Origin of the sequence: Roseateles depolymerans (assembly GCF_003387155.1) — a bacterium.
Classification (GTDB): domain Bacteria; phylum Pseudomonadota; class Gammaproteobacteria; order Burkholderiales; family Burkholderiaceae_C; genus Roseateles; species Roseateles depolymerans.
The window spans coordinates 31,364-54,601 of sequence record NZ_QUMT01000001.1; the positions used below are offsets into that span (position 1 = coordinate 31,364).

18 protein-coding genes are annotated in these 23,238 nt (G+C 66.4%); 10 read left to right on the forward strand and 8 right to left on the reverse strand.

The genetic code is table 11. The annotated features are described in order from the left end of the window. The first annotated feature begins 211 nt into the window (after positions 1 to 211). The 7 genes from DES44_RS00145 (at position 212) to cobA (ending at position 9,941) form a co-directional block, all read left to right on the forward strand. Entirely contained in the window at positions 212 to 1,429 is a 1,218-nt protein-coding gene (locus DES44_RS00145; RefSeq protein WP_116001382.1) for a CmpA/NrtA family ABC transporter substrate-binding protein, read from the forward strand. Positions 1,430 to 1,509: 80 nt separating this feature from the next. After that, positions 1,510 to 2,520 (forward strand): nitrate ABC transporter permease, encoded by a 1,011-nt coding sequence (gene ntrB / locus DES44_RS00150; RefSeq protein WP_058936723.1) that lies wholly within the window; start codon positions 1,510 to 1,512, stop codon positions 2,518 to 2,520. A gap of 10 nt (positions 2,521 to 2,530) precedes the next feature. Further along, entirely contained in the window at positions 2,531 to 3,334 is an 804-nt protein-coding gene (locus tag DES44_RS00155) for an ABC transporter ATP-binding protein (protein WP_058936722.1), read from the forward strand. Positions 3,335 to 3,392: 58 nt separating this feature from the next. Further along, positions 3,393 to 5,903, forward strand: a complete 2,511-nt coding sequence (gene nirB / locus DES44_RS00160; protein WP_058936721.1) for a nitrite reductase large subunit NirB — start codon at positions 3,393 to 3,395, stop codon at positions 5,901 to 5,903. Positions 5,904 to 5,912: 9 nt separating this feature from the next. After that, complete coding sequence (gene nirD / locus DES44_RS00165; RefSeq protein ID WP_058936720.1) at positions 5,913 to 6,293, forward strand: nitrite reductase small subunit NirD; 381 nt, start codon at positions 5,913 to 5,915, stop codon at positions 6,291 to 6,293. A gap of 10 nt (positions 6,294 to 6,303) precedes the next feature. After that, complete coding sequence (locus DES44_RS00170) at positions 6,304 to 9,129, forward strand: nitrate reductase (protein ID WP_058936719.1); 2,826 nt, start codon at positions 6,304 to 6,306, stop codon at positions 9,127 to 9,129. Next, positions 9,126 to 9,941 carry a uroporphyrinogen-III C-methyltransferase gene (gene cobA, locus DES44_RS00175; RefSeq protein ID WP_058936718.1) on the forward strand — a complete coding sequence of 272 codons (816 nt, stop codon included), beginning with the start codon at positions 9,126 to 9,128 and terminating at the stop codon, positions 9,939 to 9,941. Before DES44_RS00170 ends, cobA begins: the two co-directional genes overlap by 4 nt. A gap of 36 nt (positions 9,942 to 9,977) precedes the next feature. On the opposite strand, the gene DES44_RS00180 is transcribed toward cobA, so the two are convergent. Continuing rightward, positions 9,978 to 11,150 (reverse strand): YbfB/YjiJ family MFS transporter, encoded by a 1,173-nt coding sequence (locus DES44_RS00180; RefSeq protein ID WP_058937645.1) that lies wholly within the window; start codon positions 11,148 to 11,150, stop codon positions 9,978 to 9,980. Between the two features lie 463 nt (positions 11,151 to 11,613). Between DES44_RS00180 and DES44_RS00185 the strand changes: the two genes are divergently transcribed. After that, positions 11,614 to 12,183, forward strand: coding sequence for a DUF3617 domain-containing protein (locus tag DES44_RS00185; protein ID WP_058936717.1), 570 nt, complete (start codon positions 11,614 to 11,616; stop codon positions 12,181 to 12,183). A 502-nt stretch (positions 12,184 to 12,685) separates the two neighbouring features. Continuing rightward, positions 12,686 to 13,495, forward strand: a complete 810-nt coding sequence (locus DES44_RS00190; protein WP_211326915.1) for a rhomboid family intramembrane serine protease — start codon at positions 12,686 to 12,688, stop codon at positions 13,493 to 13,495. Between the two features lie 324 nt (positions 13,496 to 13,819). Here DES44_RS00190 and DES44_RS25875 read toward each other — a convergent pair whose 3' ends face one another. Next, positions 13,820 to 15,361 carry a methyl-accepting chemotaxis protein gene (locus DES44_RS25875; protein WP_083525899.1) on the reverse strand — a complete coding sequence of 514 codons (1,542 nt, stop codon included), beginning with the start codon at positions 15,359 to 15,361 and terminating at the stop codon, positions 13,820 to 13,822. A 180-nt stretch (positions 15,362 to 15,541) separates the two neighbouring features. On the opposite strand from DES44_RS25875, the gene DES44_RS00200 reads away from it, so the two are divergent. Continuing rightward, positions 15,542 to 16,321 carry a type III pantothenate kinase gene (locus tag DES44_RS00200; protein ID WP_058936714.1) on the forward strand — a complete coding sequence of 260 codons (780 nt, stop codon included), beginning with the start codon at positions 15,542 to 15,544 and terminating at the stop codon, positions 16,319 to 16,321. A gap of 74 nt (positions 16,322 to 16,395) precedes the next feature. Here DES44_RS00200 and DES44_RS00205 read toward each other — a convergent pair whose 3' ends face one another. The 6 genes from DES44_RS00205 to DES44_RS00230 all read right to left on the reverse strand — a co-directional run bounded on the left by DES44_RS00205 (position 16,396) and on the right by DES44_RS00230 (position 23,217). Then, positions 16,396 to 17,184: a nucleotidyltransferase domain-containing protein gene (locus tag DES44_RS00205; RefSeq protein WP_058936713.1), complete on the reverse strand. Its 789-nt coding sequence runs from the start codon at positions 17,182 to 17,184 to the stop codon at positions 16,396 to 16,398. Between the two features lie 215 nt (positions 17,185 to 17,399). Continuing rightward, a complete protein-coding gene (gene hslU / locus DES44_RS00210) occupies positions 17,400 to 18,746 on the reverse strand; it encodes an ATP-dependent protease ATPase subunit HslU (protein WP_058936712.1) in 1,347 nt (448 codons plus the stop codon). Next, complete coding sequence (gene hslV / locus DES44_RS00215) at positions 18,743 to 19,279, reverse strand: ATP-dependent protease subunit HslV (RefSeq protein ID WP_116001384.1); 537 nt, start codon at positions 19,277 to 19,279, stop codon at positions 18,743 to 18,745. The genes hslU and hslV overlap by 4 nt, the downstream gene beginning before the upstream one ends. Before the next feature lie 231 nt (positions 19,280 to 19,510). Continuing rightward, entirely contained in the window at positions 19,511 to 21,253 is a 1,743-nt protein-coding gene (locus DES44_RS00220) for a hypothetical protein (protein ID WP_058936710.1), read from the reverse strand. A gap of 59 nt (positions 21,254 to 21,312) precedes the next feature. Further along, on the reverse strand, positions 21,313 to 21,966 hold the full coding sequence (dksA, locus tag DES44_RS00225; RefSeq protein WP_232309857.1) for an RNA polymerase-binding protein DksA: 654 nt from the start codon (positions 21,964 to 21,966) through the stop codon (positions 21,313 to 21,315). Between the two features lie 108 nt (positions 21,967 to 22,074). Continuing rightward, positions 22,075 to 23,217: a CobW family GTP-binding protein gene (locus tag DES44_RS00230; RefSeq protein ID WP_083526119.1), complete on the reverse strand. Its 1,143-nt coding sequence runs from the start codon at positions 23,215 to 23,217 to the stop codon at positions 22,075 to 22,077. Positions 23,218 to 23,238 lie beyond the last annotated feature (21 nt).

Consider the following 23,238-nt stretch of genomic DNA (forward strand, 5'->3'; position numbering starts at 1 on the left):
ACAACGGCGTGACCCTCGAAGCCATCGGCGAAATTGGACAAAGGCGTCCGATCCGGTGTCTGCCGCTCCATGCGGCAGGCCAGTGATCGAGGCGCCTTTTTGTTTTGTCTGTCTGCCTTCCGCGGGTTGCAGCCCCCGCGGATCCGGAGGTCCCCGCATGCATCCAGGTTCGAAGGATTCCAAGCGTTCCACCACCACACAGGAGGGTCTGATGAGTGCTGAGCGTCGCCAGTTGCTCGCCACCGGCGCGGCACTCACAGGCCTGTCGGCCTTGCCCACGGCCTGGGCTGCGGGATCGGACAAGCCGGAGAAGGAGGAAGTCCGCATCGGCTTCATTCCGCTGACCGACTGCGCCTCGGTGGTGATGGCCGCCGCGCTGGGTTTCGACAAGAAATACGGCATCAAGATCGTGCCGACCAAGGAGGCTTCCTGGGCGGGTGTGCGCGACAAGCTGGTCAACGGCGAGCTGGACATGGCCCATGTGCTGTACGGGCTGGTCTATGGCGTGCACCTGGGCGTGGCCGGTCCGAAGAAGGACATGGCCGTGCTGATGACCCTGAACAACAACGGGCAGGCCATCACGCTCTCCCGCAAGCTGGCCGATGCCGGCGCGAGCGACATCACCTCGCTGGCCAAGGTGATGCAGAAGGACAAGCGGGACTACACCTTCGCCCAGACCTTCCCCACCGGCACGCACGCGATGTGGCTGTATTACTGGCTGGCCAGTGCGGGCATCCATCCGATGAAGGAGGCCAAGGTCATCACCGTGCCGCCGCCCCAAATGGTGGCCAATATGCGGGTGGGCAACATGGATGGCTTTTGCGTCGGCGAGCCCTGGGGCCACCGGGCCATCATCGACAACATCGGCATCACCGCCGTGACCACGCAGGACATCTGGCGCGACCACCCGGAGAAGGTGCTGGGCACGACCGGTGACTTCGTCAAGAAGTATCCCAACACCGCGCGCGCCGTCGTCATGGCCGTGCTGGAGGCCAGCCGCTGGATCGACGCCAGCCTCTCCAACAAGCAGAAGATGGCCGAGACGATTGCGGACAAGGCCTATGTGAACACCAGCGTGGACGCCATCAACCAGCGCATCCTGGGTCGCTACCAGAATGGCTTGGGCAAGACCTGGGACGACCCGCACTACATGAAGTTCTTCAACGACGGGGCGGTGAACTTCCCGTACCTGTCCGACGGCATGTGGTTCCTGACCCAGCACAAGCGCTGGGGCCTGATCAAGGAGCATCCGGACTATCTCGGCGTGGCGCGGCAGATCAATCAGATCGACCTCTACAAGTCCGCGGCGTCGGCCCTTGGGGTGAGTGTGCCCAAGGACAGCATGCGCAGCAGCAAGCTGATGGACGGCGTGGTGTGGGACGGCAAGGACCCGGCGCGGTATGCCGACAGCTTCAAGGTCAAGGCGTGAACGCCGCAGCCCCGCTGCCTGCTCTATCGACTTCGCCGCTTCCCTCGCTTCCACCGCTTCCATCCAACCCGGAGCAAGACATGGTGAGTGCCGTCTTCCATTCCCCGCGTGACGACAGCCCGGCGCCGCCGGCAGTCCCCGCTGCAAACGTCGTGCCGCTGATGGCCAAGGAGGCGGGCGCAGGCGATGGCGCGTCGTCCGTAACGTCCGCCACGCACGCAGCCACACACGCAACGCCCGCAGCGCTTGCCACGCGCGCCACCGACGCAGGCGGCCCTGCGGCTGGCAGTGCCTCGGGCGTCCCGCCGTTTCGCGACCGGATGCTCACGGCGCTGCGCGCATGGGCCTGGCAATTGCTGCCGCCCGTCGCGGGCATGGCGCTGCTGTTGCTGTGCTGGCAGATTGCCACGCAGAAGGGCGGCGCCTTCCCCACGCCAGGCGTGACCTGGGACGCCGCGGTCAAGCTCTTCTCCGATCCGTTCTACCGCAACGGCCCCAACGACCAGGGCATCGGCTGGAACGTGCTGAATTCGCTGCAGCGCGTCGGCCTGGGCTTCGGCCTGGCTGCAGCCGTGGGCATTCCGCTGGGCTTTGTCATCGGCCGTTTCGAATTCGCCAGCCGCATGCTCAACCCGCTCATCAGCCTGCTCAAGCCGGTGTCTCCGCTGGCCTGGCTGCCGATCGGCCTGCTGGTGTTCAAGAGCGCCAATCCGGCCGCCATCTGGACCATCTTCATCTGCAGCATATGGCCGATGGTGGTGAACACGGCGGTGGGGGTCCAGCGGGTGCCGCAGGACTATCTCAATGTGGCCCGTGTGCTGCGCCTGTCCGAATGGAAGCTGGTCACCCGCATCCTGCTGCCGGCCGTGCTGCCCTACCTGCTGACGGGCGTGCGCCTGTCGGTGGGGACCGCCTGGCTGGTGATCGTGGCGGCGGAGATGCTCACCGGGGGCGTGGGCATCGGCTTCTGGGTCTGGGATGAATGGAACAACCTGAATGTCCAGCACATCATCATCGCCATCTTCGTGATCGGCCTGGTGGGCATGCTGCTGGAATGGGCGCTGGTCTCGCTGGCCCGCCGCTTTGAATGAGGAGCGCGACATGACTCAAGCCTTTGTGAGCGTGCAGCAGGCCGAGATGACCTTCATCACCCGGCAGGGCCGTTTCCCGGCGCTGCGGGACATTTCCCTCGACATCGCCCGTGGGGAATTCGTCTCGCTGATCGGCCATTCCGGCTGCGGCAAATCGACGCTCCTGAATCTGATCGCCGGCCTGCTGCGGCCCACCCGCGGTGGACTGCTGTGCGACGGCCGCGAAATCGCCGGCCCGGGGCCGGAGCGCGCGGTGGTCTTCCAGAACCATTCGCTGCTGCCGTGGCTCAGCTGTTTCGACAATGTGATGCTGGCGGTGGAGACCGTTTTTGGTGCGCGCGAAGCCCGGCCGCAGCTCGTCGCCCGGACCGAAGCGGCCCTGCAGTTGGTCGGCATGGCGCATGCAATGAGCAAGCGCCCGCATGAGATCTCCGGCGGCATGAAGCAGCGAGTGGGCATCGCCCGCGCGCTGGCCATGGAGCCCAAGGTGCTGCTGATGGACGAGCCCTTCGGCGCGCTGGATGCGCTCACCCGTGCGCATCTGCAGGACGAGCTGCTGAAGATCGTCGCCGCCACCCAAAGCACCGTGGTGATGGTGACGCACGATGTGGACGAGGCGGTGCTGCTGTCCGACCGCATCGTGATGATGACCAATGGCCCGGCCGCCACCATCGGCGAGATCCATCCAGTGACGCTGCCACGCCCCCGGGACCGGGTGGCACTGGCGGAGGACCCGGTCTACATGCAGGCCCGCAAGGCGGTGATCGACTTCCTCTACACCCGCCACCGTCACGGCGAGGCGTCGGCGGCCTGAGCCGCAGGCCTAGATCCCTGGCGTCAGGCGTTGGTTCTCTCCTCTCTGGAGTGTCCGCATGAAGAAGATGAAACTGGTGATGGTGGGCAACGGCATGGCCGGCGTGCGCACGCTGGAAGAGCTGCTCAAGATCGCCCCGGATCTCTACGACATCACCGTGTTCGGCGCGGAGCCGCATCCGAACTACAACCGCATCCTGCTGAGCCCGGTGCTGGCCGGGGAGCAGACGCTGGACGAGATCATCCTCAACCCGTTGTCCTGGTATGAGGAGCACGGCATCACGCTGCACCTGGGCAAGCGGGTGGAGACGATTGATCGGGTGAACCGCCGCGTGGTGGCGCACGACGGCACCGAAGCCGTCTACGACCGGCTGCTGCTGGCCACCGGTTCGTCGCCCTTCATCCTGCCGGTGCCCGGCAAGGAGCTCGACGGCGTGATCGCCTACCGCGACATTGCCGACACCAACACCATGATCGAGGCGGCGCAGCGCTACCGCCACGCCGTGGTCATTGGCGGCGGCCTGTTGGGGCTGGAAGCGGCCAACGGGCTGATGCTGCGCGGCATGCAGGTCAGCGTGGTCCATCTGCATCCGTGGCTGATGGAGCGCCAGCTGGACGACCAGGCGGGCGCGCTGCTGCGCCAGTCGCTGGAAGACCGCGGCCTGCGTTTCCTGATGGGGGCGCAGACCGAGGCCCTGATCGGCGGTGCAGACGGCCGCGTCATGGCGGTGCGTTTCAAGGATGGGCAGGAGATTCCGGCCGATCTGGTGGTGATGGCCGCCGGCATCCGTCCCAACACCGCGCTTGCGGAGAGCGCCGGCCTCCATTGCCAGCGCGGCGTCGTGGTGACCGACACCCTGCAGACGGTGACCGACCCCCGCATCTACGCCGTGGGGGAATGCGCCGCGCATCGTGGCATCGCCTACGGCCTGGTGGCGCCGCTGTTCGAGCAGGGCAAGGTCTGCGCCAATCATCTGGCGCAGTTCGGCATCGGCCGTTATCTGGGCAGCCAGACCAGCACCAAGCTCAAGGTGACCGGCATCGACCTGTTCTCCGCCGGAGACTTCATGGGCGGGGCGGGCACCGAAGAAATCGTCATGAGCGACCCCTTCGCCGGGGTCTACAAGAAGCTGGTCATCCGGGACGACCGGCTGGTGGGGGCGTGCCTGTATGGCGACACCGTCGATGGCAGCTGGTATTTCAAGCTGCTGCGGGAGGGCCGCAAGATCAGCGACATCCGCGACCGGCTGATGTTTGGCGAGAGCAACATCGGCGATGTCGGCCACCAGGGCCACAACAAGGCGGCCGCCATGGCCGATGGCGACGAGGTCTGCGGCTGCAACGGCGTGAGCAAGGGCGCCATCTGCAAGGCGATCAAGGACAAGGGCCTGTTCACGCTGGAGGAGGTCCGCAAGCACACCAAGGCCAGCGCATCCTGCGGGTCCTGCACCGGCCTTGTGGAGCAACTGATCATGTTCACCGCTGGCGGCGACTACTCCGCCACGCCGCGCAAGAAGGCGGTGTGCGGCTGCACCGAGCTGAGCCACCAGGAAGTGCGCGACGCCATCTTCCGCGACCATCTGGTGCGCATGAGCGATGTCTTCGAGCGTCTGCAGTGGTCCACCCCCAATGGCTGCGCCACCTGCCGGCCGGCGCTCAATTACTACCTGATCTCCTCCTGGCCGAAGGAAGCGGTGGACGACCCGCAGTCGCGCTTCATCAACGAGCGCAGCCACGCCAACATCCAGAAGGACGGCACCTACTCAGTGATCCCGCGCATGTGGGGCGGAGAGACCTCGGCCGCCGAGCTGCGCCGCATTGCCGATGCGGTGGACAAATACCGCATCCCGACCGTCAAGGTCACTGGTGGCCAGCGCATCGATCTGCTGGGGGTGCGCAAGGAAGACCTGGTGCATGTCTGGCGGGACATCGGCATGCCCAGCGGCCATGCCTATGCCAAGGCCCTGCGCACGGTGAAGACCTGCGTGGGCTCCGAATGGTGCCGCATGGGCACGCAGGACAGCACCCAGATGGGCAAGGACCTGGAGCGAGCCATGTGGCGCATGTATGCGCCGCACAAGGTCAAGTTCGCGGTCAGCGGTTGTCCGCGCAACTGCGCCGAGGCCGGCATCAAGGATGTCGGCATCATCGGCGTGGACTCCGGCTGGGAGATGTACATCGCTGGCAACGGCGGCATCAAGACCGAGGTCGCCCACTTCTTCACCAAGCTCCGGACCGCGGAAGAGGTGCTGGAGTACACCGGCGCCTTCATGCAGCTCTATCGCAAGGAGGGCTGGTATCTGGAGCGCACGGTTCATTACGTCAGCCGGGTGGGCCTGGACCACGTGAAGCAGCGCATCCTGGAAGACCACGAAGGCCGCCGTGCCTTGTGGGCCGAGCTGCAGTTCGCGCTCGATGGAGAGCCGGACCCCTGGTTTGAATTCACCAAGGCGCAGGTGGATCTGCGCCAGTTTGATCCGCTGCTGGCGGTGCCCGCTCTGCCTGCCTCCTCTGCGATGCCTGTCTCAGCCGCCTCCGCCCCCTCACCTGCGTTGCAGTCCCACCCTTGAGGAGCCGCCATGCCGACCTGGATCTCCATCTGCGCCGTCACCGACATCCCCGTGCTCGGCGCCCGCCGTGTCTCCCGCCAGCGGGGCCCGGAAGTGGCTCTGTTCCGTACCTCGGGCGATCAGGTGCACGCGTTGCTGGACCGCTGCCCGCATCGCGCCGGACCGCTGAGCCAGGGCATCGTCTTCGGCGGCGCAGTGGCCTGTCCGCTGCACAACTGGACCATCTCGCTGGACAGCGGCTGTGCCCGTGAGCCCGATGAAGGCCGCACACCGGTGTTTCGGGTCAAGGTCGAAGCGGGGCAGGTGTGGCTGGATGGCGAGGAACTGGACACAGTGGGCGTGGACCTGCCTCCGGTGAAGGCCGGCCCCTGCACCCGCGTCAACTGCTGAGCACCGCGTTATGGGCCGCACCACGCGATCGACCTGCCCCTACTGCGGCGTCGGCTGCGGTGTGCTGATCGACACCACCGAGACGCCGGACGGGCCGTGCATCACCGGCGTGCGGGGGGATCCGGACCATCCTGCCAATGCGGGGCGGCTCTGCACAAAGGGCGCCACGCTGCATCTCACCGCCAGTCCGATGGTGCGGCAACATCAGCGCCTGCTGCAGCCGGCGTGGCGAGCGGACCGGCGCGCGTCCTTCCAGCCGGTGGACTGGGACACGGCGCAGCAGCAGATCGCGGACCGGCTGCTGGACCTGCGGGCCCGTCATGGTCGCGATGCCATCGGCTTCTACATCTCTGGCCAGTTGCTGACCGAGGACTATCACGCCTTCAACAAGCTGGCCCGGGGTCTGGTCGGCACGAACAACATCGACAGCAACTCACGGCTGTGCATGAGTGCGGCGGTGGTGGGCTACAAACAGACGCTGGGCGCGGATGCGCCGCCGGCCTGTTATGAGGACCTGGACCTGGCGAGCTGCCTGTTCCTGGCCGGCACCAACACGGCCTGGGCGCATCCGGTGCTGTTCCGTCGCATCGAGGCGGCGCGGGCGGCCCGGCCAGACCTGAAGATCATCGTGGTGGACCCGCGGCGGACGGAGACTGCGGAGTTCGCCGACCTGCACCTGCCGCTGCGTCCCGGCACCGATGTGGCGCTGTTTCAGGGCCTTCTGCATGCGTGCATCTGGGAGGGCTGGATCGACCGGCCCTTCATCGACCAACATACCGAGGGCTTTGACGCGCTCAAGGCCCTGGTGCGCACCATGACGCCTGCCGAGACCGCGCGGCTGACGGGGCTGAAGGAGGCGCAGGTGCTGCAGGCGGCAGAGTGGTTTGCCCGCTCACCGGCCAGCCTGTCTCTCTACTGCATGGGCCTGAACCAGAGCAGCAGCGGGGCGGCGAAGAACACGGCGCTGATCCACCTGCATCTGGCGACCGGACAGATTGGCCGGCCCGGCGCTGGGCCCTTCTCGTTGACGGGCCAGCCCAATGCGATGGGGGGACGCGAGACCGGCGGCATGGCCACACTGCTGCCGGGGCATCGGGATCCTGCGTCCGCCGAGGACCGGGCCGCCATCGCCGCGCTGTGGGGCTGTGATCCGCTGTCGGATCGCCCTGGGTGCACGGCGGTGGAGATGTTCGAGGCGGCTGCGCGCGGGGAGATCAAGGCGCTGTGGATTGCCTGCACCAATCCTGCCCAGTCGATGCCGGACCAGGCGCTGGTGCGTGAGGCGCTGTCCCGTTGCGAGCTGGTGGTGCTGCAGGAAGCCTTCGGCGGCACGGCCACCGCCGACTTCGCCGACATTCTGCTGCCCGCCGCCACCTGGGGTGAAAAGGACGGCACGGTGACCAACAGCGAGCGCCGCATCAGCCGCGTGCGCGCCGCAGTGCCGCCCGCTGGCGCGTCCCGACCGGACTGGCAGATCGTGCGGGACGTGGCGCAGCGCATGGAAGCCGTCCTCCGCCCGGGGGCCGACAGCCTGTTTGCCTGGGACCGGCCGCAGCAGCTGTGGGAGGAGCATCGGGCGGCCACGTGCGGAAAGGACCTGGATATCTCCGGCCTGAGTTATGAACGGCTGGAGGCGGCGCCGCAGCAATGGCCGTTCCCCGCGGGGGCGGAGCAGGGGCGGGCTCGGCTGTACGAGGACCGGCGCTTCGCCCATGCGGATGGTCGGGCCCGTTTCGTGGTGCGGCCGTTTGCGATGCCGGCGGACCGGCAGGACGCCCGGTTTCCGATGGCGCTCAGCACGGGTCGCCTGCGGGATCAATGGCACGGCATGAGCCGCAGCGGTACGGTGCCGCGCTTGTTTGCGCATGCGCCTACGCCGGCGCTGCATCTTCATCCGGCGGATATGGAACGGCGTCGGTTGAAGGATGGGGCGCTGGTGCGGGTCACGTCCCGCCGCGGGTCGGTCATCCTGCCGCTGCAATCGGACGCTGTGTTGACGCCGCAGTCCGCCTGGTTGCCGATGCACTGGGGGAGTGAGTTCGTCGGGGGACAAGGGCAACTCGGGGTGAATGCCGTGACGCAGCCGGCGTTCTGCCCGGATGCGCGCCAACCGGAATTGAAGTTTGCCGCCGTGGCGGTGACGCCAGTTGAGTTGCCGTGGCGCCTGGTGGGCGCGGCCTGGGTGGGGCCGGGTGAGGGGGCGGCGCTGAGACGCCAGTTGCGTGGGTTGATGGACCAGGCGGCGTATGCGTGCTGCCTGCCTGCGCCGGTCAGTGCGGCTGGGACCGCGACAGCGACTGCCACAACACTGACGCACACCGAGGCTGCCACGGAGGAGCCACTGGAAGGCTGGTCCCTGGAATTGGCCTTCGCCGATCGTCCCTCGGACGCCGTCGTGCAGGCTCTGGCCAGCGTCCTGGGCCTCACCGGCGTGGGCGTTCTGCGATATGCCGACAGCCAGCGAGGACGCAGCCGCCTGCTGCGCCTGTCCGGAACCGGCGCCGATGCGCGACTCCAGGCGATGCTGCGCGTGGGCGAAGGCCAGGAGGCTCAGTGGCTGGACGCGCTCTGGCGGGACCAAGTGCCAGTGGCGCCGTTCAGTCGCCGGCTGCTGGCACCCGAGGCCGAAGGTCCGGCCCAGGGGCTCAGTCCGCAAGTCTGCAACTGCTTCAACGTCCGGGAAGACGCGATCAAGGCGTGTCTCGCCCGTCATGCGGACGCACCCCCCAGCGAGCGTCTGGCCCATCTGCAGGCCACGCTCCGCTGCGGAACGTCCTGCGGCTCGTGCCTGCCCACGCTGCGTCGATGGGCCCAGTCCACGGAGGAGGTGATATGAGTTCAGCCCAGAACCCCCATGGCGCGACGTCGCCCGGCCGCACCGGTCCGGTCTGGCTGGTGGGAGCCGGTCCGGGTGACCCGGAGCTGCTGACGATCAAGGCCTTTCGCTGCCTGCAACAGGCCGACGTCGTGCTGACCGACGATCTCGTGGATGCCCGATTACTGGAATGCCTGCCCTCCCGGACGCGGGTGCTGAAGGTGGGCAAGCGGGGCGGCTGCGTGTCGACCGAACAGCGCTTCATCCACGAGCTGATGATCCGGGAAGCCCGCTCAGGCGCCCGCGTGGTGCGGCTCAAGGGCGGCGATCCGTTTGTGTTCGGGCGGGGCGGTGAAGAGGTGGATGCGCTGCGGGAAGCGGGGCTGGCGGTTGAAGTGATCAACGGCTTGTCCGCGGGGCTGGCGGCGCCGGCCTCGGTGGGAGTGCCGGTCACGGACCGGCGCTGCACGCCCGGGGTGGCCTTCGTGACGGGCCACAACGGGGAACATGGGCAGCAACCGGACTGGTCAGCGCTGGCGCGCAGCGGGCTGACGCTGGTCGTCTACATGGGACTGACGCGAGCCGGCGTGATCTGCCGCGCGCTGATCGATGGCGGGCTGTCGCCGCAGACGCCTGCGGTGATCGTCAGCGCTGCCCACACGCCGCGTCAGCGCGACTGCTTCACGACATTGGAGGCATTGCCCGGCGACATCGAGCGCCATGGCATGCCCAGCCCGGGGCTGCTGGTCATCGGCAAGGTGGTGGCCTTGTCAGAGAGCTGGCGTGCGCATGTGGGCGAGGCGGTGAGCCGGGCATGGGAGCCGGCCGCCTGACGAGCGACCCGTGAGTGCCGAGGCCGTGGCGATCCTTCAAGGCCGCTGCTGCTCCAGCCTGCGCAGGGCCACCACCAGCACCAGCCCGACCACCAGCACCGCCGCAGTGATCCAGAGCGCCCCGCGATAGCTGCCGCTGGCCTGAGCCATGGCACCGGCCAGCGCAGGCGCCGAGACCTGTGCAGCGCCATAGCTCAGTGTCAGCCGAGCCATCGCCTTGCCCGGATTGCCGGGTGAGCGTCGGCCCACCAGCGCCAGGGTCAGGCTGACCAGGCCGATGAAGGTGGCGCCATACAGCAGTGCGCCGGTGAGTGCCGCGGCCAACCCGTCGGACATGGCGGGCAACACCACGGACAGCGTCTGCAACGCGAAAGCTGCGATCAGCGCCTCCAGATCACCAAAACGCCGTGCGATCCGGTCCCACAGGAAGACCGCTGGTGTCGCCGCCACCCCCACCAGCAGCCAGGCCCACGGCCCTTGCCCTTGCAGCAGGGGTTGTCGCTCCACGATGGCGACGGTGAAGGTGGCGTGGATGACAAATCCCCAGCCAGCGCAGAAGTAGGCGGCCAGCATCAGGCGCATCCAGGTGGTGCTCGGCGCGGTGCCTTGCGTGTGGGCCGTTGGCGCCAGGGGCGGCGGCAGCGGAGGGCGCCAATGCCAGGCCAGGGCCAGCAGGGCGACGCCGATGGCGACGAATCCCCACCAATGCGCGGCCCAGTCCCATCGCAAGGCGTCCATGCTCATGGCGCCGATGGCCGAGAGCACGATGCCCAGGCCCAGTCCCATGAAATGCACCCCAAGCTCAGGCCGGCGGCCCGCCCGGATCAGAAAGCCCAGCACCAGGCCGGAGCCCAGCAGCATGCCGGCTGCACCGGCCAGTCCGCCGAGATACCGCGATAGCGCCCACAGGGGCACCGATGGCGCCAGCGGCATCAGCGCCGTGGACAGCAGGCCCAGCAGCAGGCCCGCCAGATACAGGCGGTAGCGCCACTGCGGCGCCTCCACCAGCGATGCGATCAAGGCGCCGCTCATGTAGCCGGCGTAGTTGATGGCGGCGAGCCCGCCACCGAGCGCATCCCCGACACCGGCCTGGGCATGCATCAGCGGCAGCAAGGGGGTGTAGGCGAAACGGGCGATGCCCACGGTCAGCATCAGCGCAGTGATGCCGCCGACGGAGACCTGCCAGGGGCGTAGGGATGCAGCGGTCATCAGGCGGTCTGCGGGGCGTGGACCTGCGAAGAAGCTGGTGCCGCGCACCAGGTGTCCCTCCGCAGAGTCGGCCCGTTCTTGTGGAACAAGGCGCACAGGGTAACGTCAGCGGCGCCGCTGCGCTCGCGGATCGTGTGTTTGTCCTGGCAGGGCTCGGGATCCGATCGTCTTTCATGATGGTCGCGCACCAGCGCATCGGTGCAACAGGACGCCACCCATGAACGGGGCGCCCATGTAAGAACCCGGCGACCCGGCGACCCGTGACGGTCCTGGAGGCGCAAGCTGCCTTGCGCGCGCGCACTTCAGTGGAGGTGGTGCAGCTTCCCAAACGCGCCACGGGGCCTGTGCGTAACGAACGCTGACATTGATGGCGCTTCGGACTCACGGAAGTCCCTCATAGCGGGGGCTGGCGGCCCTCCCGGCGCCCTTAAGCTGGACCCATCACTTCAACGGATGACTCGGGATGACGAAGAATTTCTTTCGCGGGGCAGCCTTGGGCGCCGCTTTGTGCGCGGCCTTTGGCGGCGTCAACGCCCAGACGGTGAACGTCAAGCCCGGTCTGTGGGCGAGCAGCACAGCCGGCACCATCAACGGACAGAAGCTGCCTTCGATCCTGGACATCAAGGGCGCGCTCACTGCGCAGCAGAAAAGCGCGCTGGTGTCCGGCATGCAGCAACTCGGCCTGCCCGTAGGGTCTCCGAGCCTGGCCTGCCAGGAGACCGAAAGCTTCGCATTGCCCAAGCCGCAAAGCACGGAACAGTGCACCTTCACCGCATCCCCCAGCGACGCCAACAGCGGCACCATCCAGATGAGCTGCAATGGGCAGCTCAAGGGTAGCGGGCGAGGCACCTACAAGGTCAGCGGCAAAACGAGCGCGACGCTGAATTGGAAGATGGAAGGCACCACGCCCCAGGGGACGCCCGTGAAGATGGAGCAAACCACCGTCTACAAGTGGGTGGAGGCCGATTGCAGCCAGCCGCCCAAGGGCCTGGACCCGTCCTTGGTGGACCTGCTCAAGTCCGACGGACGGTAAAGCAGATCCGGCGGGTGGGTGATGGGGGCGCGGCGCGCCACGCGCCGATCCTGAACCGTGCCACCCACTGCGTCAGCTTCCGCTCCCAGCTCATTCACCGACTCCGCCGCCGACGCGATTGTCGAAGATGCCCAGTGGCACTAGCGCTCACGCTCCCTGCCGATCTTTGTCATTGACGGAGCAAGCCGCAAAACAGCAGCATTCAGATTCGCTGGCTTACAGACCGAGCTTTCATTGACGGTGCTTCTCTGAAGGACAAGGAATCGTGTGGCGGGAACTGAAATCATTGCCCAGGCATGACGGGCAGGGCTGGGCGCAGTGGCGCCATCGCGTGTCTCGCGACGCAGACGCCGACACGCTCAAATCCGATCTCCGTTCATGGAGTCCCACCAGCCTGACATTGGTGGCGGGGCCCGGAGACCGCAGGTTTCTCCCACCGGTCTATCAGCGCCAGTTTCGAGGTCGCGCAATGGATGCCGTGAGACGAAGCTGTCGGCTTGCCGTGTCTAGCTGGACCGGCTTTTGTCTCGTGCTCATCGGTCTTGCGTTGATGACACGAACACCGCGCTATGCAAGCTACGCACTGCTCTTTGGGCTGGTTGCAGCAACCATCGCAACTGATTACTTTGCCGCATTGAGGACCGCCTCCGGTATCGGGGAAAGAGCGCTCTTCTTCCGATGGATGCAGACGGCTGCAGCACCAAGAGTCGGGCTCGTCGCCTGGTCGCTGCTATTGGGACTGTCGGGAGCAACGCAGCTGCTTCTTCAGGATAGGCTGGGCAGTCTGGAGTCGGTGGTCGAGCAGTATGGGATTGTCTACAGCGAGGTGCTTCAGCAGGGGCAGTGGTGGCGTGTATTGAGCGGAAGCTTCCTCCATGCAGGGCTTGCTCATTACGCAAACAACGCGATGTTGCTGCTGTTTACGGGACCTATCGTTTGGGGGCTGTTCGGGGCCGGCAGGTCTCTCATCATCTTTGCTTCCGGGACGGTCGTCGGACCCTTGGCACAGATGGCGTTTGGAACGCCGGAATTCGACAGCTATTTGGGCCTCTCCTCACCCGTGCTCGCGATGTTCGGGCTGCTCATTGCTTCAGCGTGGCGCAATCCGCGCGTATTGCCAAAAGGATTCCCGCTGACTCTCATCGGGATCGTCACCGTGTCCGTGGTGGGCGCCGAGCTGCTCTCCGAGCGTGTCGCTTCGTCCGCGCACGTGGCGGGTCTTGCGGTGGGCGTACTGTTTGGTCTTCGAGTTCCTACGCTTGCTGAAGACCATCGTGTCAGTGGAGCAGCGTCTAGGCGTGGGGCTGTCTGACATCCGGTGCTCGACGCTCCGTCCTTGGTGGACCTGCTCAAGTCCGACGGACGGTAATGGCGGCATCCGGCTGCCTTTTCGGGGCGGGCCGTCTACGTCCTCAGCCGGGGTGAATGTCAGCCCAGCTCACCGCACCCACGCCCTCGCCGGTGACGCCAGGCACGACGCCAGCCCATAAAGGACGCGCCCCATCGGCCAGCTCGTAATAGCCGCGCTACAGGGCCACGGCTTGCGCGGAGGAATGTGCACGGACGATCAGGTCCAGACTTTCTCCGTCGTCGTTGTCAGCCCGCACGAAGTACACCGGGACTGCCTGGGGAGACACTACCGCTCCCCCGTCCTGAAATGCGCCACCAGCTGCGTCAACTTCCTCGCCTGCTCATTCACCGACTCCGCTGCGGCCGCTGACTCTTCCACCAGCGCCGCATTCTGCTGCGTCATCTGATCCAGCTGTGCCACCGCGCCATTCACGCTGCCGATGCCCTGGCTCTGTTCCACCGTGCTGGCGCTGATCTCGCTGATGATGTCCGACACCCGCTGCACGCTGGCCACGATCTCCTGCATCGTCTCGCCGGCCTCCCGCACCAGCTGAGACCCAGCCTCCACCTTCGACACGCTGTCCCCGATCAGGCTCTTGATCTCGCGCGCCGCCCCCGCGCTGCGCTGCGCCAGCGCCCGCACCTCGCTGGCCACCACGGCAAATCCCCGACCTTGCTCACCGGCCCGTGCCGCCTCCACGGCCGCATTCAGTGCCAGGATGTTGGTTTGGAAAGCAATGCTGTCGATCACGCCGATGATGTCATTGATCTTCTTGGCGCTCGCATCGATCGCGCCCATCGTGCCCACCACCTGTCCGACGACCGCGCCCCCTCGCTGCGCGACTTCCGCAGCACTGCCGGCCAACTGATTCGCCGTCCGCGCACTGTCCGCACTTTGCTGCACCGTGCCGGTGAGCTGCGCCAGCGAAGACGCCGCCTGCTGCAGATTCGAGGCCGTCTGCTCGGTGCGATGGCTCAGGTCCGCATTGCCGCTGGCAATTTCCGCGCTGGCCGTCTGCATGGCTTCGACACTGCCGCGAAAGCCCATCATCATCGTGCGCAGCGAGGCCGTCATCTGCGCCAGGGCCTGCTGCACCTCGCCGATTTCATCTTCGCGCACCTGCTGCGTCTGGTCGGACAGATCCCCGTCCCCGATCCGTCCCGCCTGGACCACCAGCTGCTTGAGCGGCGTGGAAATGGTGCGCACGAAATACGCCGTCGCCACCGCCAGCAGCAGCACGATGACACTCATCACCGCCGCCACGCCCCACACCGTGCGCATGCGCTCCGCGCCGGCGGCTTCCCGCAGCGCCGTGGCCTTGGCTTGCTGCAGCTTCACAAACGCCTGTTGCGCTTCCAGGTACTGCTCGATGGCCGGCACCACCTTCTGCTTGAGCGCGGCATGCGACGCCTCGACCTGCCCGTCGGACTTGAGCTTCATCGCTTCATTGCGCGCCGCAATGTAGGCCTTGCGACGTTCGGCCACGGTTGCCATGGCGGCCTTGTCGGCATCGTCATCCACCAGCGCTTCGAGCTGCTTCTGCACCTCGGTGATGGTCTCGGTAGTGCGGGCAATGTCCGCCTTCATCGCCTCGGCCACCGCCATGTCGTTGGCGGCCAGCCCGCCCTGCACACGGCTGGCATTGGCCTCCGTCAGACCGCGCCATCGCAGCGCCAGCTCGAAGCGTTGCTGCTGCTTCTCCTGCGTCACCTGCGAGGCCGCCAGCAGCGCCCGCGTGCGCACCGCAGCGCCGGTGGACATCAGCACCGTCATCGTGGCCATCACGATCACGGGAATCCACAGGCGGGTGGCTATCGACATCTTCATGATCGGCACTTTCGGAAGTCGGAGACGGTGGACCTGGGTCCACACCTGCCCCCGTATGGTGCATCAAACGCAGAAAAATGGAGAGTCAGCTCTCCAACCCCAGTCTCTTCGACGCCCGCGCGCACCGTCTTGAGGAGAAACGCTGCTAACCTGCCGTCTGTCCCAGCGTCGCGTGAACTTATGAGCTTTTTGGCCATCGACATCGGTAACACCCGCCTCAAGTGGGCGCTGTATGCCGGGCCGCAACCAGGCAGTCCCATGCTGGCGCATGGGGCGCAGTTCCTGGAGAACATCGAAAAACTGGCCGAGCATGACTGGGCCAGCCTGCCCGCGCCTGGCAGCCTGCTGGGCTGCAATGTGGCGGGGGATGGCATGCGCCACCGCGTGGAAGAGCAGCTCGAGGAACTTTGGGACCTGGAGCCGCGCTGGGTCGCCTCCTCGGCGCAGGCCGGCGGCGTGACCAACGGCTACGACCATCCCACCCGCCTGGGCACGGACCGCTTCGTGGCGATGATCGGCGCCCGCCACCACGTGCTGGCCCGCAACCCGGGCCGGCCCCCGCAGCCGGCGCTGGTGGTGATGGTGGGCACGGCCGTCACCGTGGACGCTCTGGACGCCGATGGCCGCTTCCTTGGCGGCTTGATCCTCCCCGGCCACGGCATCATGCTGCGGGCGTTGGAAGGTGGCACGGCGGGTTTGCGTGTGCCAACCGGGGAGGTGCGCGAGTTCCCGACCAACACCTCCGATGCGCTGACCAGCGGCGGCAACTACGCCATCACCGGCGCCATCGAGCGGATGCACCGCCACATGGTGCGCCGCTGCGGTCAGGTGCCGGTGACGCTGATGACCGGTGGCGCGGGCTGGAAGGTGTCACCCTCGCTGGACATCCCGCATGAGCTGATCGACTCGCTCATCTTCGACGGACTGCTGGCCTTGCAGTCCCATCGACTGGCGCTCTGAGCGCTGCGCCCAGCGCAGGCCCGTAAGCCCGCAGGCCTGCATGGCTCGCGTGGCCCGCACCGCCGGGGCTGCGCTCAGCCCCAGGTTTCCTTCAACACCGTCCGGAACAGCTCCGACAGCAACGGCTCCACTTCCGCACGCGGCTGCGGGTCGGGGCGGATGTGCTCCAGTCGCTGCAGCTCTTGCTCGATAAAGCGCTGAATGACCGGCACCTGGGGCGACAAGCCCATCTCCGGGGACGATTGCTTGAGCACCAGCAGGTCCTGGATCGCCGGCACCAGGCCGGGCACCTTGTCCGCCATCTCCAGCAGCCGCTGGAACTCGATCGGCGCCGGCCGCTGATAACGCTCCAACCACCGGACCGACAGCAGCGGACGCAGCACGTAGAAGTACTTCTTCAGTGGCACCTGCTCGTTCTGCAGGTAGCCCCGGAAGTTGGTCTGCGCCATGCTGCGGTAGTGGTAGATGCCGCGCTCCACCGAATAGACGGTGGGCAGCAGCGCCAGCGCACGGCGGTGAAAGCTGCCGTTCTTCTCATAGACGATGGGCGATTGCACCCATTCGACAAACCCCGGGTTGGACTTCCAGAACAGGCGAAGCGCCTTGCGCAGGTCCCAGCCGTTGATGTCCATGTCATCCACGATCGGATATTCGATGACGTCCCGCTGCTCCTCCAGCCCCACCGACAGGTAGCGCTCCGGTCGATGCACATAGATGAAGCGGGCGTCGTAGTCGCTGTTGGGCGACGCGAATCCCCAGGCCCGGCTCCCGGACTCCACCGCCAGCAACACCTTGGCGTCGTGTTCAACTTCGGCGCGCCGCAGGCGGGCCAGGACTTCTCGTCGGGCGGTATCGTCAATCATGAGGCTTCAAACGGGCGAGGGAGCAAGGCGGTTGTCCGGGCTGTGCGCAGCGGAGTCGCCTGATGCGCTGGCCGGGCACTGTAGGCATTTCCGAAGTGAAGCCAATAGAAAAAACGCCAGGGGGTCGCCCTGGCGTCTTGTTTTCACGACGGGTGGTGGGAAGTCCCGACTGGCGTCCCGCCCAAGGACTCGCGTTGATCCCCGCCGATCCCTGATCAGAGGATGAAGCGGCTCAGATCCTCGTTCTGCGCCAGGGCGCCGAGCTTGCCGTCCACGGCCGCGCCGTCCAGGGTGATGGTCTGGCCGGCGTGCTTGTGGGCGTCGAAGCTGATGTCGTCCAGCAGCCGCTCCAGCACGGTGGACAGGCGCCGCGCGCCGATGTTCTCGGTGCGTTCGTTCACCTCGTAGGCGATCTGCGCCAGTCGGCGGATACCGTCCTGGCTGAGCTCCAGCGTGAGGCCTTCGGTGGCCAGCAGCGCCTGGTATTGCTTGACCAGGCTGGCATGCGTGCTGGAGAGAATCGCTTCAAAGTCGGCCACCGACAGCGACTTGAGCTCCACCCGGATGGGGAAACGCCCCTGCAACTCGGGGATCAGGTCGCTGGGCTTGCTGAGATGGAAGGCGCCCGAGGCGATGAAGAGGATGTGGTCCGTCTTCACCATGCCGTACTTGGTGTTGACGGTGGTGCCTTCCACCAGCGGCAGCAGGTCGCGCTGCACGCCCTGGCGGGAGACATCCGCACCGCCGTGCTCGGACCGGCTGGCGACCTTGTCGATCTCGTCGATGAAGACGATGCCGTTGTCCTGCGCATTCGTCAGGGCGGTGGTCTTGATCTCGTCCTCGTTCACCAGCTTGGCGGCTTCTTCCTCCACCAGCAGCTTCATGGCTTCGCCGATGCGCACCTTGCGCGTCTTGCGACGGGCCTGGCCCATCTGCGAGAACAGGCCCTTGAGCTGCTCGGTCATCTCTTCCATGCCCTGCGGCCCCATGATCTCCATGGTGGGCTTGGGCTCGGCCAGCTCGATCTCGATTTCCTTGTCGTCCATCGAGCCCTCGCGCAGGCGCTTGCGCATGGTCTGGCGGGCGGTGTTTTCGCCGGTCGCTGCGGTCGTGCTGTCGCTGGGGGTGAAGCCGGTGGAGCGGGGCGGGGGCACCAGCACATCCAGGATGCGTTCCTCGGCGGCATCTTCTGCACGGGTGCGCTGCAGGCGCATCTGGCGCTCGCGCTCCTGCTTCACGGCGATGTCCACCAGGTCGCGGATGATGCTGTCCACGTCCTTGCCCACATAGCCCACTTCGGTGAACTTGGTGGCTTCCACCTTGATGAAGGGGGCGTCGGCCAGCTTGGCCAGACGGCGGGCGATCTCGGTCTTGCCCACGCCGGTGGGGCCGATCATCAGGATATTCTTGGGGGTGATTTCCGAGCGCAGCTTGTCGTCCACCTGCTGACGGCGCCAGCGGTTGCGCAGCGCGATGGCCACGGCCCGTTTGGCATCCGCCTGGCCGACGATGTGGCGGTCCAGTTCGGAGACGATTTCCTGCGGCGTCATGCTAGCGCTCATTCCAGTACTTCCAGCGTGTGGTTGCCATTGGTGTAGATGCAGATCTCACCCGCGATGACCAGCGACTGCTTGACGATGTCAGCGGCGCTGAGCTCGCTGTGGTTGAGCAGGGCCTTGGCGGCCGCCTGCGCATAGGCGCCGCCCGAGCCGATGGCCACGATGCCCTGTTCCGGCTCCAGCACGTCGCCGTTGCCGGTGATGATCAGCGAGGTCGTGCGGTCCGCCACGGCCAGCATGGCTTCCAGGCGGCGCAGCACGCGGTCGGTGCGCCAGTCGCGGGTCAGCTCCACGGCGGCCCGGGTGAGGTTGCCCTCGTATTTCTCGAGCTTGGCCTCGAAGCGCTCGAAGAGGGTGAACGCATCCGCCGTTGCACCGGCAAAACCCGCCAGGACCTTGCCCTGATAGAGCTTGCGCACCTTGCGGGCGGTGGATTTGACAACGATGGTGCCCAGGGTCACCTGGCCGTCACCGCCGATGGCAACCTGGTTGCCGCGGCGGACACTGACGATGGTGGTGCCGTGATAGGGCGGCAAGGGGGAGGATTCTTGTGACATGGCGGAGCCGGGCAAACAGCCTTGGACTCTCCAAGTGTGGGGCGGATGCGGGATTCACAAGAGGGAAAACGGACGAAAGGAGACACGGCGGCAGGGTTGTGCGCGGTGCACGCCGACACTTCGGCCAGGCCTGACAGACACCCCATGAAAAACGGTCTCCGGGGGACCCTGGAGACCGTTCTTTGGGGGCGTTTCAGGAGCCGTCTGCCGTCAGACGTGCCGGACCTTGACCCGGGCATGTTCATTGATGCCCATGGCACCAAAGAACAGGGCCACCAGGCGGTGGGCGTCGGTGAACTGGACCGCGCGGTTTTCGCTGCGGCGGGCCAGCACCCAGTTCAGCAGGTCGCCAGCGGCCATGAAGTCCAGGCGGATCAGCTTTGGGCAGGCGATGTTGACCAGCGAGGCGGGGCCCAGCTGATCCGTCATCAGCTTCAGGGTTTCGCTGATGTCGCCGCTGAGCTGGCCGGACAGCTCCATCTGGGCCGCCGTGCTGAGCGCATCGGTGATGGTCGATTCGAGGAAGCTGATGCCGGTGTCCATGGCCGGCTGCACCGACGAATGGGGCGACGCGGTCGACAGGCTGTTGCCGCTGACCCGCACATGGGCCTCCGCCTTTTCCCAGGAGGGCGGCGAGACTTCATAGGTGACGCAGTAGTCGATGGCAACTTCGTCGAACTGGTCCGGACGGTTGGCCAGACGCAGCGCCTCCAGGCGCACCATCCAGTAGACCGGGTCGGCATCACGCGCGCCGACCGGGGCCTGGTCCTTGAGGACCTGGAAGAAGTGGTCGCCGGCCAGCCAGCGCAGGTCCAGCGCCTGCGGGGCCCAGGCGCGGAAGACTTCCCGCAGGCGGGCACAGGCTTCCGGATCGATCTGGCGCAGGTTCTGGAAGTCCAGCACCCAGGGCAGGGGCAGGTTCTCGCAGCGGCTGCGCATCTGCAGCACGCCGTCCACGTCCAGATATTCCGGGCAGGACCAGGCCACCGTGGTGCTGTTGCCGCGCGGGGCGCGTTCCTGCTGCACCGCTTCGGCCACCAGCTTGGGCAGCGAGAACCACTGCGGCGACGACAGGCCGAACTGCTGGGCGTAGTCGTTGGCCAGATTTTCGAACTTGGCTTGCTGGCCGGTGGCGCGGTAGAGGTCGAACAGCACCAGCCAGGTGTCGGCATGGGTGTGGCGAGGGCCGCCTTCACGGGTCAGGTCGGCCAGGCTGCGTTCGCAGTGTTCGTAGTCGCCGTTGGCGAAGGCAATGACGGCTTCGTCCAGTTCGGCGTCGTGCACCACCTCGTTGACTTCCACATCGCTCGGGTCGGCGACCGGGAAGGTCAGGGTCGGGATGGCGGCCTTGAGTTCGGGGATGGGCGCTGCGGCACCGGTGCTCTGCGGCGACAGGCCCGAGCCCATGTTGGCGGCCGACGGCGCGGGGGACAGGTCCAGCCGCTCCACGGTGGCGGGCGGCGGGGCGAAGGCCGGGGCACGGGCGCCGATGTTGTCAGCGGGCTGGGTGGGATTGAAATTGACCGGCCGGGTGCTGGTTTCAAAGAAAGCCGGCGGATGCTGGCCCTGCACCTGGGTGGGCGCGAAGCTCTCGCCCACCATCTGCTGCTCGATCTGGTCGATCTTGGACTTGATGCTGGTCTGGCTGCCGTTGATCTCGCTGATGCGGCCCAGTTCGTCGATGCCGGAGGTGGCATGACCGCCCAGCGCCGCCAGTTGCTCGGGGGTCAGGCCTTCCCGGCGGATGCGGCGCAGCATGTCCAGCTCGCGCTTGCGGACGAAGTCGTTGCGCCGCTTGCGCTCGACCATGGCGCGCAGCTCGGCCTTGGCCGCGTCCGCTTCCGGGTCGTCCTGGCGCGAGTTGATTTCCGCCCAGTCCGTCGTCGGGTTGGCGACGAACCGAGCCACCTTGCGGAAGAAGCTCTCGCCGTCTTTGGTGGTGGAGTCGGTCATGCTTTGGTGGCTTCTCTCTGGACAGTTCCGGACATCGATGCGGGTCAGGTCAGCAGACCTCAGTCCCCAAACATCTTCTGCTTGAGTTCACGGCGTTGCTGAGCTTCCAGCGACAGGGTGGCGGTCGGGCGGGCGATCAGCCGGCCCAGGCCGATGGGTTCACCGGTTTCGTCGCAGTAACCATATTCGCCGCTGTCCAGACGGGTCAGCGACTGCATGATCTTCTTCAGCAGCTTGCGCTCGCGGTCGCGGGTGCGCAGTTCCAGGGCGTGTTCTTCCTCGATGGTGGCACGGTCGGCCGGATCGGGGACGATGGAGGTGTCTTCACGCAGGTGCTCGGTGGTTTCACCGGCGTTGGACAGGATGTCTTCCTTGAGCTGGGTCAGCTTGGCGCGGAAGAACTCCACCTGCTTGTCGTTCATGTATTCGCTGTCCGGCATGGCCAGCACTTCAGCGTCAGTCAGTTCAGCACCGGGCTTGGATTTCCAGGCATTGGCGAGTTTGGGGTCGGCTTTCACGGCGGTGCGGGTGTTCTGATTCAGGGTTGAAGAGGCAGTCGCGCGCTGGACGGGAGCGTCCAGCGTGGCGACCGAACTGTCAGGAGCGTCCGCCTCGGGGGCGTCAGCGCTACTTGCGGCCTTGGCCGCCACAGGCTTGGCAACCTTGGCGCCTGCCTTCGGTGCACTGGTCTTGGAGGCCGGGGTCTTGCTCACGTTACTCTCCTAGCGGCGCTTATCAGCGAGGGCGGACCTGCCAGTCCGGGCATGGGCGCGGCGATTGTAGCCACGTCCCGCATCCCGGACCGATCAAACAGTGTGTCACTAAGCCAGGCAGCCTTCCAGCCCCTGAAGCAGGATGTCTTTCGGCAAATCGATACCAATGAAGACCAATTTGCTGATTCGGGGTTCTTCCGGCGCCCACTTTGGGCCCAGGTCCGAGCCCATCAGCTGGTGCACGCCCTGGAAAATGACCTTTTTGTCGGTGCCCTTCATGTTCAGGACCCCCTTGTAACGGAGCATCTTCGGACCATAGACCTGCACGATCGCGCCCAGGAAGTCTTCCAGCTTGGCCGGGTTGAAGGGCCGGTCCGAGCGGAAGACGAAGGACTTCACGTCGTCGTCATGGTGGTGATGGTGGGGGTGGTTGCAGTGCTCCCCGTGTTCATGGTCGTGGTCATGCCCATGGTGGTCATGGCCGTGACCGTGATCGTGGTCGTGATCGTGGTCGTGGTCATGCTCCTCCACGCTCAGGAATTCGGGGTCGATCTCCAGCTTGGCATTCAGATTGAAGCCGCGCAGGTCGAACACCTCGGAAATGGGCACTTCGCCGAAATGCACCCGGCGCTGCGGCGCGCGCGGGTTCATGTGCTTGAGGCGGTGGGCCAGGGCGTCCACGGCGGCGTCGTCCACCAGATCGGTCTTGCTCAGGAAGATCTGGTCGGCAAAACCGACCTGGCGGCGCGCTTCCTGGCGGGTGTCGAGCTGGTCCCCGGCATGTTTGGCGTCCACCAGGGTCAGGATGGAGTCCAGCAGGAAGGTTTCCGCGATCTCGTCATCCATGAAGAAGGTCTGGGCCACCGGGCCGGGGTCGGCCAGGCCGGTGGTTTCGATCACCACGCGCTCGAAATCCAGCTCGCCGGTGCGGCGGCGGCGCGCCAGGTCGGTCAGGGTGGTGCGCAGGTCCTCGCGGATGGTGCAGCAGACGCAGCCGTTGCTCAGCTGGATGATCTGTTCCTGGGTGTCGCTCACCAGGATGTCGTTGTCGATGTTCTCCTCGCCGAACTCGTTCTCGATCACGGCGATCTTCTGGCCATGGGTTTCGGTCAGGACGCGCTTGAGCAGCGTCGTCTTGCCCGACCCGAGGAACCCGGTGAGGATGGTGGCGGGGATCAGGCCGGGAGCGGCCGAGGGTCCCTCCGCTGGGGCTGCTGAGGCTGCGGGTGCATTCGATGCTGCTGTCGACATGGTGTACAACCAAAAGTAAGG